Annotated in this window: 17 protein-coding genes; 6 read left to right on the top strand and 11 right to left on the bottom strand. The window is 70.9% G+C overall.

Features of this window, described 5'->3' with window-relative positions; translation table 11 throughout:
* Positions 1–47: 47 nt before the first annotated feature.
* A complete protein-coding gene (locus tag VF106_RS15190) occupies positions 48–509 on the top strand; it encodes a GNAT family N-acetyltransferase (RefSeq protein ID WP_330840337.1) in 462 nt (153 codons plus the stop codon).
* On the opposite strand, the gene VF106_RS15195 is transcribed toward VF106_RS15190, so the two are convergent.
* Complete coding sequence (locus tag VF106_RS15195) at positions 493–1,692, bottom strand: lipase family protein (RefSeq protein WP_330840338.1); 1,200 nt, start codon at positions 1,690–1,692, stop codon at positions 493–495. The genes VF106_RS15190 and VF106_RS15195 overlap by 17 nt on opposite strands.
* Positions 1,693–1,917: 225 nt before the next feature.
* Here VF106_RS15195 and VF106_RS15200 point away from each other — a divergent pair, with 225 nt between their 5' ends.
* The gene (locus VF106_RS15200) at positions 1,918–2,433 is read left to right on the top strand and encodes a hypothetical protein (RefSeq protein ID WP_330840339.1); all 516 of its coding nucleotides are present in this window, start codon (positions 1,918–1,920) and stop codon (positions 2,431–2,433) included.
* Positions 2,434–2,468: 35 nt separating this feature from the next.
* Here the strand turns inward: VF106_RS15200 and VF106_RS15205 are convergent, their stop codons facing one another.
* Genes VF106_RS15205 through gatC form a run of 4 tightly spaced genes read right to left on the bottom strand, consistent with a single transcriptional unit; the run spans position 2,469 to position 8,766 of the window.
* Entirely contained in the window at positions 2,469–5,426 is a 2,958-nt protein-coding gene (locus tag VF106_RS15205; RefSeq protein ID WP_330840340.1) for an AfsR/SARP family transcriptional regulator, read from the bottom strand.
* A 33-nt stretch (positions 5,427–5,459) separates the two neighbouring features.
* Complete coding sequence (gene gatB, locus VF106_RS15210; RefSeq protein ID WP_330840341.1) at positions 5,460–6,959, bottom strand: Asp-tRNA(Asn)/Glu-tRNA(Gln) amidotransferase subunit GatB; 1,500 nt, start codon at positions 6,957–6,959, stop codon at positions 5,460–5,462.
* Positions 6,956–8,470: an Asp-tRNA(Asn)/Glu-tRNA(Gln) amidotransferase subunit GatA gene (gatA, locus tag VF106_RS15215; RefSeq protein ID WP_330840342.1), complete on the bottom strand. Its 1,515-nt coding sequence runs from the start codon at positions 8,468–8,470 to the stop codon at positions 6,956–6,958. The genes gatB and gatA overlap by 4 nt, the downstream gene beginning before the upstream one ends.
* The gene (gatC, locus tag VF106_RS15220; protein WP_330840343.1) at positions 8,467–8,766 is read right to left on the bottom strand and encodes an Asp-tRNA(Asn)/Glu-tRNA(Gln) amidotransferase subunit GatC; all 300 of its coding nucleotides are present in this window, start codon (positions 8,764–8,766) and stop codon (positions 8,467–8,469) included. The genes gatA and gatC overlap by 4 nt, the downstream gene beginning before the upstream one ends.
* Positions 8,767–8,974: 208 nt before the next feature.
* Here gatC and VF106_RS15225 point away from each other — a divergent pair, with 208 nt between their 5' ends.
* Positions 8,975–9,628: an ACT domain-containing protein gene (locus VF106_RS15225; RefSeq protein WP_330840344.1), complete on the top strand. Its 654-nt coding sequence runs from the start codon at positions 8,975–8,977 to the stop codon at positions 9,626–9,628.
* A 93-nt stretch (positions 9,629–9,721) separates the two neighbouring features.
* Here VF106_RS15225 and VF106_RS15230 read toward each other — a convergent pair whose 3' ends face one another.
* Positions 9,722–10,285 carry a class I SAM-dependent methyltransferase gene (locus VF106_RS15230; protein WP_330840345.1) on the bottom strand — a complete coding sequence of 188 codons (564 nt, stop codon included), beginning with the start codon at positions 10,283–10,285 and terminating at the stop codon, positions 9,722–9,724.
* Positions 10,286–10,340: 55 nt separating this feature from the next.
* On the opposite strand from VF106_RS15230, the gene VF106_RS15235 reads away from it, so the two are divergent.
* From VF106_RS15235 to VF106_RS15245, 3 genes are read left to right on the top strand one after another with little or no spacing between them, the layout of a single operon-like run.
* The gene (locus VF106_RS15235) at positions 10,341–11,102 is read left to right on the top strand and encodes an AraC family transcriptional regulator (RefSeq protein ID WP_330840346.1); all 762 of its coding nucleotides are present in this window, start codon (positions 10,341–10,343) and stop codon (positions 11,100–11,102) included.
* Positions 11,103–11,135: 33 nt separating this feature from the next.
* Positions 11,136–11,714 carry a TetR/AcrR family transcriptional regulator gene (locus tag VF106_RS15240; protein WP_330840347.1) on the top strand — a complete coding sequence of 193 codons (579 nt, stop codon included), beginning with the start codon at positions 11,136–11,138 and terminating at the stop codon, positions 11,712–11,714.
* Between the two features lie 39 nt (positions 11,715–11,753).
* On the top strand, positions 11,754–12,875 hold the full coding sequence (locus VF106_RS15245) for an MFS transporter (RefSeq protein ID WP_330840348.1): 1,122 nt from the start codon (positions 11,754–11,756) through the stop codon (positions 12,873–12,875).
* A gap of 19 nt (positions 12,876–12,894) precedes the next feature.
* On the opposite strand, the gene VF106_RS15250 is transcribed toward VF106_RS15245, so the two are convergent.
* The 5 genes from VF106_RS15250 to VF106_RS15270 are packed head-to-tail and all read right to left on the bottom strand — an operon-like array spanning position 12,895 to position 17,275.
* Positions 12,895–13,446: an AAA family ATPase gene (locus VF106_RS15250; protein WP_330840349.1), complete on the bottom strand. Its 552-nt coding sequence runs from the start codon at positions 13,444–13,446 to the stop codon at positions 12,895–12,897.
* The gene (locus VF106_RS15255) at positions 13,439–13,948 is read right to left on the bottom strand and encodes a GNAT family N-acetyltransferase (RefSeq protein ID WP_330840350.1); all 510 of its coding nucleotides are present in this window, start codon (positions 13,946–13,948) and stop codon (positions 13,439–13,441) included. Before VF106_RS15255 ends, VF106_RS15250 begins: the two co-directional genes overlap by 8 nt.
* Positions 13,941–16,052 carry an NAD-dependent DNA ligase LigA gene (ligA, locus tag VF106_RS15260; RefSeq protein ID WP_330840462.1) on the bottom strand — a complete coding sequence of 704 codons (2,112 nt, stop codon included), beginning with the start codon at positions 16,050–16,052 and terminating at the stop codon, positions 13,941–13,943. Before ligA ends, VF106_RS15255 begins: the two co-directional genes overlap by 8 nt.
* A 30-nt stretch (positions 16,053–16,082) precedes the next feature.
* The gene (locus tag VF106_RS15265; protein ID WP_330840351.1) at positions 16,083–16,739 is read right to left on the bottom strand and encodes a hypothetical protein; all 657 of its coding nucleotides are present in this window, start codon (positions 16,737–16,739) and stop codon (positions 16,083–16,085) included.
* Positions 16,736–17,275, bottom strand: a complete 540-nt coding sequence (locus VF106_RS15270; RefSeq protein WP_330840352.1) for a TetR/AcrR family transcriptional regulator — start codon at positions 17,273–17,275, stop codon at positions 16,736–16,738. Before VF106_RS15270 ends, VF106_RS15265 begins: the two co-directional genes overlap by 4 nt.
* Positions 17,276–17,282 lie beyond the last annotated feature (7 nt).

Consider the following 17,282-nt stretch of genomic DNA (forward strand, 5'->3'; position numbering starts at 1 on the left):
CCCCATCGGTCGTAACATCCGTTACGGTAACAGATGTTATGAACTGGATGATCGAAGCACGGACCTGGGACGACGCCGCGGGCGCCGAGCTGCGGCGACAGCAACGCGCCGAGCTGGACGCCCGCTACGGCACCGACGACCACGAGCCCGGCCCCCTGCCGTCGGCGGCCGACATCGACCTCTTCCTGGTCGCGGTCGACCGCGACAGCGGGGAGGCCGTCGGGTGCGGTGCGCTGCGCAGGCTGGACACCGCCAGCGCGGAGATCAAGCGGATGTACGTCGCGCCGGGGATGCGGGGTTCCGGTGTGGCGAAAGGCATCCTGCGTGCCCTGGAGGCGGCCGCCGCCGAACGTGGATGGCACACGCTGCGACTGGAGACCGGCACCGAACAGCCCGACGCGCAACGGTTCTACCGCCGTGAGGGCTACCGGGAGATCCCGCTCTTCGGCAACTACGTCGGGTCGGTGCTGTCGGTCTGCTTCGAACGGGAGCTCAGCGCAGGTCGTTGAACCAGGCAAGGACCTTCGGCAACGCCAGCCAGCCAGAGCCGAAGTGGTCGACGGCCCCCACGTTCACGACCCGGACGTCCCTGGTGCCACGGTCTCGCAGGGAATCCTCGCAGCTCTCCGAGTTGCTGTAGACGACGTCCGTGTCGGCGGTGCCCGCGAACAGCCGCACCGGCACGCGGGGCCGCCAGTCGCACGCGTCGTCGTTCTCCGCCAACACCTCGGCCAAGGCGCCGGTCGGGTGCGCGAGCCGGGCCAGGAACTCGTCGGTGAACAACTCCCTCGGCGTGCTTGGCAGGGAGGTCACGACGTCCATCTCGGCGTGGTTGGTGTCGAACAGCGACTCCACCACCTGGTCGTACGGCGCGCGGAACGCCTCGGACGGCGAGTCGTACAGCTTGTGGACGCGGTTCCACGTCGTGATGGCGTAGCCAAGGTACATGGTCGCGCTGATCCCGTTCAGCCGACCGTCCAGTGAGGCCGGTAGCTCCTCGCCGCGGATGTCGTACGGGCCCGCGATCCCGGCGATGGCGCCCAGCGAGAACTCACGCGACCGCTGCAGTTCCCGGCCCACTATCAGGGACGCCTGCCCACCTTGGGAGAACCCGCTCACGAGCACCCGCTCGTCCAGCCGCTTGCCGGAGCGGGCCGCCAGGGTGCGGGTCGCGCGCAGGGCGTCCAGCGTCGCGGAGATCGTCGGCTCGGAGGTCATGTACGGGTGATGGCCCGGTCCCACACCCAGCCCCAGGTAGTCGGGGGCGACCGTCGCGTAGCCCGACGCGGCGAACAGCACCGCCGCACCCCGGTCCAGGTTGTCGGACAGGGAACCCGTGTCGCCGCGGTAGACGCGGGTGCCGTGCAACCACGTGACCGTGCGGAGCGTGCTTTCCCTGGTGCGCGGTAGGACGACCAGTGCGCTCGCTGTCGTGGGCCGACCGTCCACACCGGGCGTCCGATAGATCACCAGGTAGAGGTCCACGCCGTGCCGGACGGCCGACGTGTCCAGTTCGTACCCGGCGAGATAGTCGACGACCTCCTGCCGGGACAGCTGCTTGATCACCGTGGCCGACACCAGCCGCGCCTCGTCCTGCCGCTCGGCACCGACCGGTTCCGGGGTGGCCACCGCGACACCCGGCACGAGCAGGCCGGCACAGAGGACCGCGGCGAGCACCTTCGTTCTGCGCATTTCGTTTCCTCCCAACGATCTTGGTGAGAAGAACCTTGCCGGGCCAGCGCGGGTGGCGGGATGGTGCGGACCACCGAACACAGGGTGGGGGTAGCCCCACCAGTTCTGTGTGCGCTCCGTGTGGCGGGCGTCCGTACGCTGCTCCGCCTGGGTGGCCACCTCGGCCCGAGGGGTGCCGCAAGTGTGGCCATCTTTCCATTATTTCGTTTACTAGCAAGGAGAAACGTGTCCACAACCACTGCTGCGCCGACCGCGCGGGCAGCTGTTCGCCGGCCCGGTCTGCTCACCGCGGCCATCGGCATCGTCGTGGTCACCGCGCTGGCGTCGATCGTCAACGGTGTCATGATCGCCACGGGGGGCAGGGAGCTGCTCGAGACCGTGTTCGAGGAGGCCGGACTCTCCGCGGCCGACCTCGAGTTCGCGGTCACGCTGTCCGGCTACGACTCGGTCGACAGCTACCTGAGCACCTTCCACATGCGTGGCTACCTCGTGCTCGCCGGTGGCGCCCTGCTGCTGCTGTTCGGCCTCTGCATGACGAAGGCCGCGACGTGGGCGCGTGTGCTCGTGACCATCTCGGCCGCGCTCACGCTGGTCTTCAGCCTCATGATCATCGGCACTGACAGCACGGCCACGATGGCCGCCCTCAGCATGCTCGCCATGCTGGGTGCCATCCTCGCGATCATCTTCACGTGGCTGCCGGCGAACGGCCGCTACAAGAACGCCCTGAAGGCCGGCCACTAGGTCCCCCGAGGCGTCGGGCGGGGGAGCCCGACGGCTCACGGTGCCGAGAGCGAGGGGCCCGGCACCGTCGTCAGGTTCAACAACAGCGTGGCCAGCGCATCCGCGTTGGCGTCGCGGGGGTCGGCGATCTCGTCGGCCTCCGCACGCGCTGTCTTCGCCTCGACCGCCTCACCGGCCGCGTCGAGCGCGGCGGCCAGCAGTCGCAACGTGATCGTCGCCGACGACGTGCTGCCCATCTCCCGGTACGCCGCCAGGCAGGCCCGCAGCTCGGTCACCGCGCGGGCGGCCTCACCGTCGCCGACCCAGCCCGCCGCGATCGCACGGCGGCAGGACAGCACACGCGGCGCCTCGTTGATCTGCTCCGCGATCGCACGGCACTCGGCGAACGCCGTCAGCGCGCGGGCCCGCTCGCCCCGCCCCGCGTGGATCGCGCCCAGCGTGCGCAACGACCGTGCGAGCGCCGAGCGTGCCGTGGTCTGCCGCAGCAGGGCCACCGCCTCCTCCGCGGCGGCCGCCGCCCGGTCCAGCTGACCGGTCAGCACCAGGCTCCACGACAGACTCTGCAACGCTCGCGCCACCGAGGGAGGTTCCGCCGACTCACGGGCGGCCGCCAGCGCGTCGGTGTCCACCCGCACCGACTCGTCGGGCCGCCCCAAGCGGTTCAGCGCCGCCGACCGGGCCGCCGCCACAGTGTCCGAAGTAGACAGTTCGGCCGCGCGATCGGTCAGTGCCAACGCTTCCTCCGGCACCCCGAGTCCGGTCAGGCACTCGGCCAGGTTGGTCAGCACCCACGCGAGCGCAGGCCCGTCGGCCAGCCGCGCCTCGCACCACCGGTACCGCTCGACGGCCTCCGCGTAGTGCCCGCGCACGTGCAGCACCCGCGCGTGCACCGCCGCCGCCCACACCTCCAGCCGTTCGTCACCCGCCGCGCGCGCGGCCTCGCCAAGCGCCACCGCACACACCCGCACGTCCGCGTAGGCGCCGCGTGGCCACAGGTACCTGGCGAGCCGTTCGAAGATCCGCGCCGCCACCCCGTGCCGGCCGATCCGCGCCAGCCGCCCGATACCGTCCACAAGGGACGTGCGCTCGACGGCGAACCAGGCGATCGGGTCGGCCGTGTACCGCGCGATCGTCTCGGCCGGCAGCGGCAGCTCGGGCACCGGCTCGTCCCCGTCGATCGAGGGGAACGGCAGCGGCAGGTCGCGTGCGAGCAGGTCGGCGACCGCGAGGATCGCGTCGAGCAGGCGGCCGGTCGCGTGACCGCTCACCTCTGGCCCCTCCTCGGCGAACAGCCGCTCCCGCGCGAACGCCAGCACGAGGTCGTGCATCTCGTATCTCGGCTCACCGCACGCGTCGACGCCCGCGGGCTGCAGCAGGCTCGACTCGATCAGCTCGTCGACGGCCGCCTCCCCCGCGAACCCGTCCTGCAGGACCGTGATCGTCCACGCCGGCAGGTTGTTCACGTTCGCGGCGCTGATCAACCGGAACGTCGCCTGGGCAGGCGAGGTCAGCGCGTCGTAGCTGAGGGCGAGGCTGGACCGGACCTGCTGGTCGCTGTGCGACAGCTCGTCGAGTCGTTGGCGCTGGTCGGCGAGCCGGTCCGCGAGCGTGGCGAGCCGCAGCTGCGGGCGCAGTGCGAGCCGGGTGCCGGCGATACGCAGTGCCAGCGGCAGGTTCCCGCAGGCGGCGGCGATGCGGCTGGCGCCGTCCGGATCGGCGGCGACCCGTGGGCCGGCGACCGCGCCGAGGAAGTCGACCGCCTCGTCGTCGGTCAGCGAGCCGACCGTGACGCGGTGGGCGTTGTCCAGTCCGGTGAGCCTGCGGCGGCTGGTCACCAGCACCGGGCTGCTCGGGGTGCCCGGCAGGAGCGGGCCGACCTGGCCGGGGTCGGCGGCGTCGTCGAGGATGACCAGCACGCGGCGACCGGCGAGCCTGCTGCGCAGCACCGCGGCTTTGGCGTGGGTGTCATCCGGGATGCCGGGGCCGGTGATGCCGAGGCTGCGGAGCAGGTCGGCGAGCACGTCGTCGACCGGACGCGGCGCGGTGGCGCCGGCCAGGTGGGCGTAGAGCTGGCCGTCCGGGAACACATCGGCCAGCCGGTGCCCGACTCGAATCGCCAGGGTGCTCTTGCCGACGCCGGGTTCCCCGGTCAGCACCACGGGCGGGCAGTCCTGTCCCGTGAGCAGCGCGGTCAGCTCGTCGACGACCGAGTCGCGGCCGGTGAACACGCGGATGTCGGCCGGCAGCTGACGAACGGGCCACTCGTCGCCACGCAGGATCTCCGCGTGCACGGCCCGCAGCTCGGCACCCGGTTCGAGGCCGGTCTCGTCGATCAGCGTGGCGCGGGCGTCCCGGTACACGGTCAGCGCGTCCGCCTGTCGACCGGCGCCCTGCAGTGCCCGCATGAGCTGGCCGACAAGCCGTTCCCGCAGCGGATGATCGGCGACGGCGGCCTGCAGCTCCCCCACCAGGTCGGCGTACCGGCCGGTGGCCAGCTCGGCCTCCACACAGTCCTCGAACACCGTGAGCCGCTCGGTCTCCAACCGCGCGACCTCCGCGTCGAGCGCCGGCACGACGAGGTCGGCGATCGGGCGGTCCCGCCACTGGGCCAGCGCCTGCCGCAGGTGGCGGACCGCGGTGTGCGGGTCGCCGTCACGCAACGCCTGCTGACCAAGCTGGCTCGCCGTGCGGAACGTGAGCAGGTCGAGGTCCCCGTCCGCAACGCACAGCCGGTAGCCGGGGCCGGCGTGGTCGATCAGCGTGGCGCCGAACCGCTCGCGCAGGCGTGAGACGTACGTGTGCAGGTTGGAGGCGTACGACTTCGGTGGCACGTCCGGCCACAGCGCGTCGACGAGCCGTTCCGTCGGCACCCGCTCGTTGGCGTTGAACAGAAGCATGGCCAGCAACGACCGCTGGCGGTCGCCACGAAGGCGCACCCAGCGGCCGTCGCGGCCAGTGATCTGCAGCGGGCCCAGTACCCCGAACTTAGTCATGGCGCGGGGCATCGTAGCGATGCCCACTGACAACTACTGGCAACGCTCCAGGATCAGCTCGCGGACACGCTTGGCGTCGGCCTGGCCCTTCGTGGCCTTCATGACCGCGCCCACGATCGCGCCGGCCGCGGCGACCTTGCCGCTGCGGATCTTGTCCGCCACGTCCGGCTGGGCGGCCAGTGCCTCGTCGATCGCCGCGTAGAGGGCGCTGTCGTCGGACACGACCGCCAGGTTCCTGGCCGCCACGACCTCGTCCGGCTCGCCCTCGCCGGCCAGGACGCCGTCGATGACCTCGCGGGCCAGCTTGTTGGTCAGCTTGCCATCGGCCACCAGCGCCGCCACCCGCGCGACCTGCGGCGGCGTGATCGGCAGCGCCGCCAGTTCCACACCGCGCGAGTTGGCCTCCTGCGACAGGTAGCTGACCCACCACGCGCGGGCCTCGGCCGGCGTGGCACCCGCGTCGACCGTCGCCGCGATCAGGTCGACGGCACCCGCGTTCACCAGGTCCCGCAGCTCCAGATCGGTCAGGTTCCACTCCGCCTGGATGCGCCTGCGCCGCTCCCACGGCATCTCCGGCAGCGTCGTGCGCAGCTTGTCCACCCACTCGGTGGACGGCGCGATCGGCACCAGGTCGGGCTCCGGGAAGTACCGGTAGTCCTCGGAGGTCTCCTTGCGACGGCCGGCGGACGTGGTGCCCGTCGACTCGTCGAAGTGCCTGGTCTCCTGCAGGATCGAGCCGCCGTCGACCAGCAGCGCGGCCTGGCGGGTCATCTCGTACCGCACCGCACGCTCGACACTGCGCAGCGAGTTGACGTTCTTCGTCTCCGTACGCGTGCCGAACTCGGTGGCGTCCTTGCGCATCAGCGACACGTTCGCGTCGCAGCGCAGCGAGCCCTGGTCCATGCGGACGTCCGAGACGTCCAGTGCGCGCAGCAGGTCCCGCAGCGCGGTCACGTACGCCCGCGCCACCTCCGGGGCCCGCGCACCGGTGCCGGTGATCGGCTTCGTGACGATCTCGATCAGCGGCACGCCCGCGCGGTTGTAGTCCAGCAGCGAGAAGTCGGCGCCGTGGATGCGACCGGTGGCACCGCCGACGTGCAGCGACTTGCCGGTGTCCTCCTCCATGTGCGCACGCTCGATGCCGACCTCGACCACCGTGCCGTCGTCCAGCGTCACCGCGAACGAACCGTTGAACGCGATCGGCTCGTCGTACTGCGACGTCTGGAAGTTCTTCGGCATGTCGGGGTAGTAGTAGTTCTTCCGCGCGAACCGGCACCACGGCGCGATCTCGCAGTTCAACGCGAGGCCGATGCGGATGGCCGACTCGACGGCCATCGCGTTCACCACCGGCAGCGAGCCGGGCAGGCCCAGGCAGGTCGGGCACACCTGCGTGTTGGGCTCCGCACCGAACGCGGTGGGACAGCCGCAGAACATCTTCGTGTGCGTGTTCAGCTCGACGTGCACCTCGAGCCCGAGCACGGGGTCGAAGCGCTCGAGAACCTCGTCGTAGTCGAGGACGGCAAAGGTGCTCATCGGACCTCCAGCTCCGGGACGCGGCTGATCAGGGTGCCACCGGACGCGGCGTCACGTGCGGCCTCGTAGGCGGCCGCGACCTTGTACATGCGCTGCTCCTGCAACGCGGGCGCCATGACCTGCAGGCCGACCGGCAGCCCGTCCTCGCCGGCGAGACCGGCCGGGACGCTGATGGCCGGCGTGCCCGCGAGGTTCGCCGGGATCGTGCACAGGTCCGCCAGGTACATGGCCATCGGGTCGTCGACGCGCTCGCCGATGCGGAACGCGGTGGTCGGGGTGGTCGGCGAGATCAGCACGTCCACCTGCTCGAACGCGGACTCGAAGTCCCGCGAGATGAGCGTGCGCACCTTCTGCGCCTGGCCGTAGTAGGCGTCGTAGTAGCCGGACGACAGCGCGTAGGTGCCGATCATGATGCGCCGCTTCACCTCGGCGCCGAAGCCGGCCTCGCGGGTGAGCGCCATGACCTGTTCCGCGCTGTTCGCGTTGTCGTCGCCGACCCGCAGGCCGTAGCGCATGGCGTCGAACCGGGCCAGGTTCGACGAGGCCTCGCTCGGCGCGATCAGGTAGTAGGCGGGCAGCGCGTAGTCGAAGTGCGGGCAGGACACCTCGACGACCTCGGCGCCGAGGTTCTTCAACACCTCGACGGCCTGCTCGAACGCGGCGGTGACGCCCGCCTGGTAGCCCTCGCCCTGGAACTCCCGGACCACGCCGATCCGCATGCCGGACAGGTCACCCCGCGCGCCCTCGCGGGCGGCGGCGACCACCGGCGGAACGGGCGCGTCGATCGAGGTCGAGTCGAGTGGGTCGTGGCCGCCGATCACCTCGTGCAACAGGGCCGCGTCGAGCACGGTCCGCGCGCACGGCCCGGCCTGGTCGAGCGACGAGGAGAAGGCGACGAGGCCGTAGCGGGACACGCCGCCGTAGGTGGGCTTGACGCCGACCGTGCCGGTCACCGAGGCGGGCTGGCGGATCGAACCGCCGGTGTCGGTGCCGATGGCCAGCGGCGACTCGAACGCGGCCAGCGAGGCGGACGAGCCGCCGCCGGAGCCGCCGGGGATGCGGTCGAGGTCCCACGGGTTGCGGGTGGGACCGAACGCCGAGTTCTCGGTGGACGAGCCCATGGCGAACTCGTCCATGTTCGTCTTGCCGAGGATGACGATCCCGGCCTCGAGGAGCTTGCGGGTGACCGTCGCGTCGTACGGCGGGACCCAGTTCTCCAGGATCTTCGAGCCACATGTCGTGGGGATGCCGGACAGGGTCAGCACGTCCTTGAGCGCCAGCGGCACGCCGGCGAGCGGCGAGGCGGGCTCCCGGCCGGCGGCCACGTCCTCGTCGACCGCCCGGGCCGCGGACAGCGCGCCGTCGGTGTCGACGTGGAGGAACGCGTTGACGGTCTTGTCGACGGCGGCGATCCGGTCCAGGTGCGCCTGGGCGACCTCGACGGCGGAGATCTCCTTGTTCTGGATCTTCTCCGCCAGTTCCGCGGCGGTAAGACGAGTGACGTCGCTCATGCTTCCTCTCCCAGAATCCGAGGCACCCGGAACCGACCGTCCTCGGTGGCCGGCGCACCGGCCAGTGCCTGCTGCTGTGTGAGGCCGGGACGAACAAGGTCGTCACGGAACACGTTGGTCAGCGGCACCGCGTGTGAGGTCGGCGGGATGTCGTCGGCCGCGACCTCACCGACTCGCGCCACCGACTGGAGGATCACGTCCAGCTGACCGGCGAACGTGTCCAGCTCGTCCTCGGTGACGGCTAGCCTGGCCAGGCGAGCGAGGTGTGCCACCTCGTCGCGGGAGATGTTGGGCACGGGACGAACTCCTGGTCTCGCCATGGGTGTGTGGGCCGAGTCTATTTGCGGCCTTGACCGACGCACGAACGGGTTATCGAGGTGGCAAGCTGTTCGTGCCGGGTCCGGCCGTCTCGGGGTGTGGACGGCGGGGCCGGCGGGATGCCCGTGTCTGCGACAATCGTCGGCCGGCACGAGATCGAGACCTACGTAGCAGGAGGCGTTCGCCTTGTCCTTCCTGATCCGGGTGCAGATACCGGACGTTCCGGGAGCGCTCGGGGCGGTCGCGACCGCTCTCGGCGACATCGGGGCCGACATCCTTTCGGTGGACGTCGTGGAGCGGAACGACGGCATCGCCATCGACGACCTGGTCGTCGAGCTCCCGAAGGGGCGCCTGCCGGACGTGCTCATCACCGCGGCGGAGTCGGTCAAGGACGTCGAGGTGGACGCCGTCCGGCCATACGCGGGCGTGTTGGACACCCACCGAGAGTTAGAGCTGGTCGAGGAGGTGGCCGCCCAACCGGACGACGGCCTCGCGATCTTCACCGAGGGCGTGCCGCGGATCATCCGCGCCGGCTGGGCCATGGTGGTCGGCCCGGAGGACGGGGCCGCCAAGACCATCTGCGCGTCCACCGCCGCACCCCAGCTCAAGACCCTCGAGGTGCCGTTCCTGCCGCTGGCCCGCGCCACCGTGCTCGACGGCGAGGACACCTGGGTGCCGGAGACCTGGCAGGAGCTCGGCACGGAGCTGGCCGCCACCCCGCTGGGCAAGCCGGAGCGCGTGCTCCTCGTCGGCCGCCCGGGCGGACCGCAGTTCCGCGCCGCCGAGGTGGCCAGGCTGGCCCACCTGGCAGGCATCGTCGCGGTGGTGTTATCGGGCTAACAGCCGGCCACGAACCCGCATGTCCTGAAAGACGCGCTCGTGTCGTTGAACGTCCCTATCGCGGCTTTCGGGACACCGGCCAGGGCCGCTGGTTCAGCTGGTGGCGCGGAAGCGGAGGGAGCGGCCGCCCACGCCTACCTTCGCGTGTTCGAAACCCGCGCTGAGCAGGCGGTCCGGCAGCGTCTCCGGCGGGACCGGGACCATCGTGTCCCCGATGTGGATGAGCCGGAACCGTAGGCTGACCTGGCTGTCCGAACCCGCGAACACCCCGCCCGGGCGCAGCACCCGCTGTGCCTCCGCGAAGAGCTGGTTCTGCTTCTCCGGCGACGGCACGTGGTGCAGCATCGTGAAGCAGACGACCGCGTCGAACGAGTTGTCGGGGAACGGGAGCGCTGCGCCGTCGGCCTCGTGGATGTCGACCTCGCCGTCGAACTTCGTGCGCAGGTCGGCCGCCAGTGCCGGGTCCACCTCGACGGCGGTGAGGCGGCCGCCGTGGTCGGCCAGCCAACGAGTGGTGATGCCGTAGCCGGGGCCCAGCTCGAGCACGTCGCCGTCCAACGGGACATCGCCGACCGCCCACGGCAGCACCTGTGCGCGCATCGCGGTGGCCCACTTGTCCGACTGGCAAATCTTGCGGTGGATCGCGTTCATCGGCATGCGATCGACGCTACGACGCCGTCCACGCGGCCGGAACCACGTATTCTGTCAAGCTGTGTCGCGTTACGGCCATCCCGTCGAATGGGTCGAGCCGCCGCTGGGAGCCGCACTCGTCGGACGTTTCCTGCTCGGGCGCGGCGCTCGCTACGGCACCCACACGCATCCCACTCACCAGCTGGCGTGGGCCCGCAGCGGAGTTCTCACCATCGGCGTCGGGGACACGACATGGGTGCTGCCGCCGAGCCGCGCGTTGTTCGTGCCGGCCGGTGTGCCGCACACGACCGCGGGCGCACCCGCCGCTGACATGCACAGTCTCTATCTGAGACCTGATCGGTGCCCGCCGCTGTGGTCCGCGCCGACCGTGCTGGCTGCCCCACCGATGTTCACCGCGCTCGTCGGCCATCTCGGCGGGAGTCTCTCGGATGACGCGCGCGGCCGCGCCGAGTCCGTGTTGTTCGACGTGCTGACTCCGGCGCCGGTCGCGTCCGCCGAGCTGACCTGGCCGCGGGACGACCGCCCTCGTCGGGTGGCCAACGGGCTCGCGGCGGACCCGTCCGACAACCGGGACGCCGCCGCGTGGGCACGGGCGGTCGGCACCAGCGAGCGCACGCTGTCCCGCCTGTTCGTGGCCGAGACCGGCGTCGGCTTCGGTCGGTGGCGCACTCGGCTCCGCGTCCGCGCGGCGCTGGAACTCCTTGCCGGCGGCACGCCGGTCGCGGTCGCGGGCCGGCAGGTCGGCTACGCGACCACGAGCGCGTTCATCGCCGCGTTCCGCCGGGAAACGGGGGTGACACCGTCCCGCTGCTTCAGTTCTTGACCAAGAAGTACAGAAGTCGCTAACGTCATCGACATGGGACGGCCACGGGAGTTCAGCGACACCGCCGTGGTCGACGCCGCCATGGATGTGTTCTGGGAGAAGGGTTACGAGGCGACCACGACCCAGGACCTCTGCGCGCGCACGGGTCTCGGTCGCGGCAGCCTCTACAACGCCTTCGGCAGCAAGCACCGCCTCTACGAGGAGTCCGTGCGCCGCTACGCCGAGACCTGGGCCGCACGACAGTTGGAACTGCTGGCGCAGCCGGGTGACACGCGGGAACGGTTGCGGCAGTTGATGATCGGCGTCATCGACACGGACCTCGCCGACCCCGGCCGCCGCGGTTGTCTGGCGCTCAACGCGGCCATCGATGTCAGCGGCCGCGACGGTGAGGTACCCGCGTTGGTACGCAAGCAGTTCCGCGACTTCGAGCAGGCCGTCACCGACGTGATCGCCGCCGGCCAGCGTGCCGGCGAACTCCGCACCGACCGACCCGCGAGGCAGGTCGCCCGCACGTTCCAGAGCACCTACTACGGCCTGCGCACGCTCGCGAAGGTCACCGACGACCGGGCGGCCCTGCTCGACGTCGTGGAGGGCGCCCTGGCGGCCCTCTGACGTTTTCTGTTGCCCCTATTTTGTACTGGATGGTAAAGAATGCTGCCCACGTTGATGCTCTGCGTCTTCGGCATCACGACCGGCGAGTTCGTGCTCGCCGGCATCCTCCCCGGCGTCGCCGCCGGGCTCGACATCTCGATCCCGGCGGCAGGTCTGCTGGTCACGGCCTACGCACTCGGGATGATCGCCGGCGGGCCGGCGTTGACCGCCCTGACCGCCCGCTACCCGCGCAAGCCGCTGATCATGGTGCTCCTCGCGGTCGCCGTGGCCGGCAACGTCGCCTCGGCCGTCGCGCCCACCTATGCCGTACTGTTCGCGACTCGCGTCGTGACGGCGCTGGTCACGGCGACGTTCTTCGCCAACGCGATCGTCATCGTGGCCACGGCCGCACCGGAAGACCGGAAGGCCTCGGCGGTCGCGCGACTCGCCCTCGGCATGAACCTGGCGATGATCCTCGGCGCCCCACTCGGCACGTTCGTCGGGACGCATTACGGCTGGCGCGCCACTTTCGTCGCGATCGCCGTGTGCTGCGCGGTGGGGTTGGCACTCCTTCCGCGGTTCGTGCCCGCGACGGCAGGTGCGGCTGGGTCGGCGACCGCCGAGTTGCGGGTGTTCCGGGCACCGGCCGTGTGGTTGGCGATCGCCGTGACGGCGGTGGGGAACGCCGGGGCGCTGGTCGTGTTCACCTACTTCGCCCCGCTGGCAACGGAAGTGGGCGGCTTCGCCGATGGCACGGTGCCGGTTCTGCTGCTCGTGTACGGGGTCGGCGCCGCGGTCGGAAACCTGCTCGGCGGAAAACTGGCCGACCGCTCGCCAGTGCGGTCACAACTCTGGTTGCTGACCGCGCTGGCGGCAGTCCTCGCGCTGATGTGGCTCGACACCAACGTCGTGCTCGTGTTCGTGCTGGGGGCGGCCGGGTTCGCGATCGTCCCGGGGATGCAGGCACGCGTGCTCACCGCGGCCGGTGACGCCCCGACCCTCGCCATCGCGGTGAACGCGTCGGCCTACCAGGTGGCGGCGGCGTTCGCGGGCTGGCTCGGCGGCGTCGCGCTGGGCCTGGGCACCCGGTCACTGTTCCTGGTCGCGGCGGCGATCACCGTCGTCGGGATCGCCGTCGCGGCCGTTCGACAGGTCAGGCCCGCGGTCGGCACGCGTGGATGATCGGGCAGCGCGAATTTCTTCAGACCCGGGCTTCCGTCCAGGCCCGGCGGAGGATCTCGTCGACGGTTTCTGTCGGGGTCTGGTCGGAGGTGTCGAGCCAGAGGCCGAGACGGGGTGTGTCGTTGCGCAGGCCGTGGTCGAGCTGGGCGACGGTCCACGCGTCGTAGGAGCTCTTCGCCCGGGCCGTCTCCCTGGCGGCGATCGCCTCGACGCGCGGGGCGAGGACGACGGTCAACAGCGGGCGTGCGCGGATCTGGTGGACCATCGCGGTCAGGTGCACGCCGAGCACGACGTCCTGGACGACGACCGTGAACCCCTCCTGGAAGTACTCGTCGGCCGCCGTCGCGGTCAGCCGGTGACGCAGGCGCAGTTGCCGCATCGCGTCCTCGGACGGGTTGGGTGTCATGTCCGCCCGGCCGCCGACCACCATGCGCCGGAACAGGTCGCCCCGCAGGTGCACCGAACGGGACAGCCGTTCGGCCAGCAGCTGGGCGACCGTCGACTTACCCGCCGCCTGGATGCCAGTGATCAACACGACGGCCTGTGCCGGGGCCGTTGTCGGCTCAGGCACTCGCCAGGTCCAGGCGGTAGGCGAGCAGCGGTACGTCGGGTTCCGGACGCCAGTCCAGCTCGGGGGTGCGGTAGAAGCCGAGTCGTTCGTACAGGCGGTGGGCCGCGTGCATCAGCTCCGAACTGCACAGCACCACCGCCGTGCAGCCCAGTTCCACCGCGCGGTCCAGCACCCGACGGGTCAGGGCCTCGCCGACGCCTCTGCCGCGGGCCGCCGGGGACACCGCCAGCATGCGGAACTCCAGCTGGTCCGGGCCGCCGATCTCCCGCCACGGTGTGCCGTGCCGCGCGATCGCGACCGTGCCGAGGATGGTGTCGTCCTCGTCCACCGCCACCAGGAGCTCCGCCTGCTCGTAGCGGGGGCGGGCGTTGCGCAGCTGTTGCGCGTAGAAGCCGTCCTCGCGGCCGGTCAGGTAGCCGTTGGCCTGGTAGGCCTCGAATGTCAGCTCGCCCACCGCGGGTAACTCGTCCTCACGGGCCGGGCGGATCGTCACTTCACTCATCCTCGGCGGCCTCTTCCTCCCCGATCTGCGCCATCTCGCGGGCGGCGTCCGGACCATCGGCCAGCAGGACACGGAAGCCGTCCTCGTCCAGCACCGGAACCTTCAGCTGCACGGCCTTGTCGTACTTGGTGCCGGGTGCGTCGCCCACCACCACGAACGCGGTCTTCTTCGACACCGAACCGGCCGCCTTGCCGCCACGGGCCAGGATCGCCTCCTTGGCCTCGTCGCGCGAGAAGGTCCCCAGACTGCCCGTGACCACAATAGACAGACCGTCGAGGTTGCGCGGGATCGAGGAGTCCCGCTCCTCCTCCATCCGCACGCCGGCGCGTCGCCACTTCTCGACGATCTCCCGGCGCCAGTCGGTCGCGAACCACTCGCGCAACGCCGCGACGATGGTCGGCCCCACGCCTTCGGCCCCCACCAACTCCTCGTCGGACGCGTCCATGATGCGTGGCAGGGAACCGAACTCCAGCGCCAGCGCGCGTGCCGCGGTGGGGCCGACGTGCCGAATCGACAGCGACACCAGGATGCGCCACAGTGGACGGTCCTTGACGAGCGCCAGGTTCTGCAAGAGGCGCTGCCCGTTGGCCGACAGCGCGCCGGCCTTGGTGCGGAACAACTCCACGTCGAGCAGTCGCGGTTCGTCCAGATCGAACAGGTCGCCCTCGTCGTGGAGCACTCGTGAGTCGATGAGCGCGGCCGCCGCCTCGTAGCCCAGCACCTCGATGTCCAGCGCCGACCGACCCGCGATGTAGGTCAGCCGCTCCTTGCGCTGGCCGGGGCAGTTCCTGGCGTTGGGGCAGCGGATGTCGGCGTCGCCCTCCTTCTCGTACGCCAGTGTCGTGCCGCAGGAGGGGCACTCGGTCGGCATGGTCCACTCGCGAGCGTCGGCCGGGCGGGCGTCCATCACCGGGCCGAGCACCTCGGGGATCACGTCGCCCGCCTTGCGGATCACCACGCGGTCGCCGATCAGCACGCCCTTGCGCCTGACCTCGCTCGCGTTGTGCAGCGTGGCCATGGCGACCGTCGAGCCGGCCACCTTGACCGGCTCCATCACCGCGAACGGCGTCACCCGGCCGGTGCGGCCCACGTTGACCTGGATGTCCAGCAACGTCGTGGTGGCCTCCTCCGGCGGGTACTTGTACGCGATCGCCCACCGCGGCGCCCGGGACGTGGTGCCGAGCCTGCGCTGCTTGGCCACCTCGTCCACTTTGACCACGATGCCGTCGATCTCGTGCTCGACGTCGTGGCGGTGCTGGCCCCAGTACTCGATGTGCGCGCCGAGCTCCTCGCGGGTGTCGATCACCTTGGTGTGCGCCGACACCGGCAGACCCCACGCCGCGAGCGCCTGGTACGCCTCGGACTGCCGAGCCGGCTCGAAGCCGTCGCGCTTGCCTAGACCGTGGCAGATCAGCCGCAGCTTGCGACTCGCGGTGACCTTGGGATCCTTCTGCCGCAACGAACCCGCGGCGGTGTTGCGGGGGTTGGCGTACGGCTCCTTGCCGGCCTCGACGATCTTCGCGTTCAGCTCGGCGAAGTCCTCCAGGCGGAAGTACACCTCGCCGCGCACCTCGACCAGCTTCGGCACGGGGAACTCGTCGGTGCCGGTGAGCCGCAACGGCACGTCCGCCAGCGTGCGGACGTTCAGCGTCACGTCCTCGCCCGTGCGCCCGTCACCTCTGGTCAACCCCCTGACCAGGCGACCGTTCTCGTAGAGCAGGTTGATCGCGAGACCGTCGATCTTCAGCTCGCACACGTAGCTGGTCGGCCCCAGCTCCTTCTCGACGCGGTCCACCCAGGCGCCGAGCTCGTCGGCGTCGAACGTGTTGTCGAGGCTGAGCATCCGCTCCAGATGGTCGACCGCCGTGAACTCCGTGGAGAACGTGCCGCCGACCTGCTGGCTCGGCGAGTCCGGCGAGACCAGGGCCGGGTGGGCCTCCTCGATGGCCAGCAGCTCGTGCCACAACGTGTCGAACTCACCGTCCGAGATCGTCGGCGAGTCGAGCACGTAGTAGCGGAACCGGTGGCCGTTGATCTCCTCGGACAGCTTCCCGTGCCGCTCCCGCACGCCGGCCGGCACGTCCTCGACACCTTCTACCGCCATGTCACGGTCTGCACTGGTCACGGGCCCAGGCTAGTCGCTACCACCGACATTTCCGGGCTTCGCGAGGCCCTCGACGAGGGCTCGCAGCTCCAGCAACCCGATGGTGCCCTCCGGCTCGGAGTCGGCGGTCTCCACGCGCCGCAGGTGCTCGGCCGCGAGCCGCTCCCCCAGTGCCGCGTCGAGCGGCAGGTAGGTCATCGCGTCGCGGGCCGCGGGGTCCAGTTCGGACATCTTCGGGTGGTAGACGGCGACGTCGACGGCGTCCCCGTCGACCTGCGCCACGACCCGGACGTCCTCGAGCGGGATCCGGTGCGCGCCGAGGTTGACGGTCACGAGCGTCGGGTCGGGCACCGGCGGCACGGAGTCGTGGTACTCCCAGATCGCGTCGTCGGCCGGCGCCGCGGCCCGCCACGCGTCGGTGTACGGGCGCAGCTTCGGGTCCTCCTGGCCGGTGACCACCAGCGCGTAGACGGCCCGCTGGCCCCGCTCGAGCGAGAAGTGCAGCTCGGGGTGCAGGGTGGCGACGAGGTCGCACAGCTGGTTCTCCACCCGTTGCGGTTCGCGGTCGCCGAGCGCGGCGGCCACCTCGGGCAGCAGGTCGTACCAGCCCCGCCAGAAAAGCTCGGCCCGTGTGGCGTGATCGGGCCGTGCCGGAGCCGGCTTGTCCTTGCGGCGAAAGAACCTCATGGCTTCAACCCCTCCAGCACCACCGACAGCATCCGCTGCTGGCCGGCCTCGTCGGCGAACTTGGCGCTGGCCCCGATGCCGTGCGAGAGCCGCATCAGGTCGACCGCCTCCAGGTCCGCCCGGACCACGCCGACGGCCTGCGCCGGCTCGAGCAGCGACCCGGCCGCCTCCCGCAGCTTCTCCTTGCAGTACTGGAAGGTCTCCGACTCCTCGTCGATCGCCGCCTTCAACGCCCTTGCCAGGTCGGACCGTTCGATGTGGAACCGGATCAGCTCACGGAACCACTCGCGGATAGCGTCCTCCGGCGCCGACACCTTGGCGATCTCGTAGGCGAGCTCCGCGATTTCCAGGATCTCCTGGCGGTAGACCGCCTCGATCAGCACGTCGCGGGTCGGGAAGTGCCGGTAGAGCGTGCCCGCTCCGACACCGGCGCGCTTGACGACGTCGTCGAGCGGGGCGTCGATCCCGTCTGTGAAGAACACGTCGCGGGCGGTGGCCACGATCCGCTCGTAGTTGCGGCGGGCGTCCGCGCGCATCGATGCA

Origin of the sequence: Actinophytocola sp., assembly GCF_036378875.1 — a bacterium.
In the GTDB taxonomy this organism is placed as follows: Bacteria; Actinomycetota; Actinomycetes; order Mycobacteriales; family Pseudonocardiaceae; genus Actinophytocola.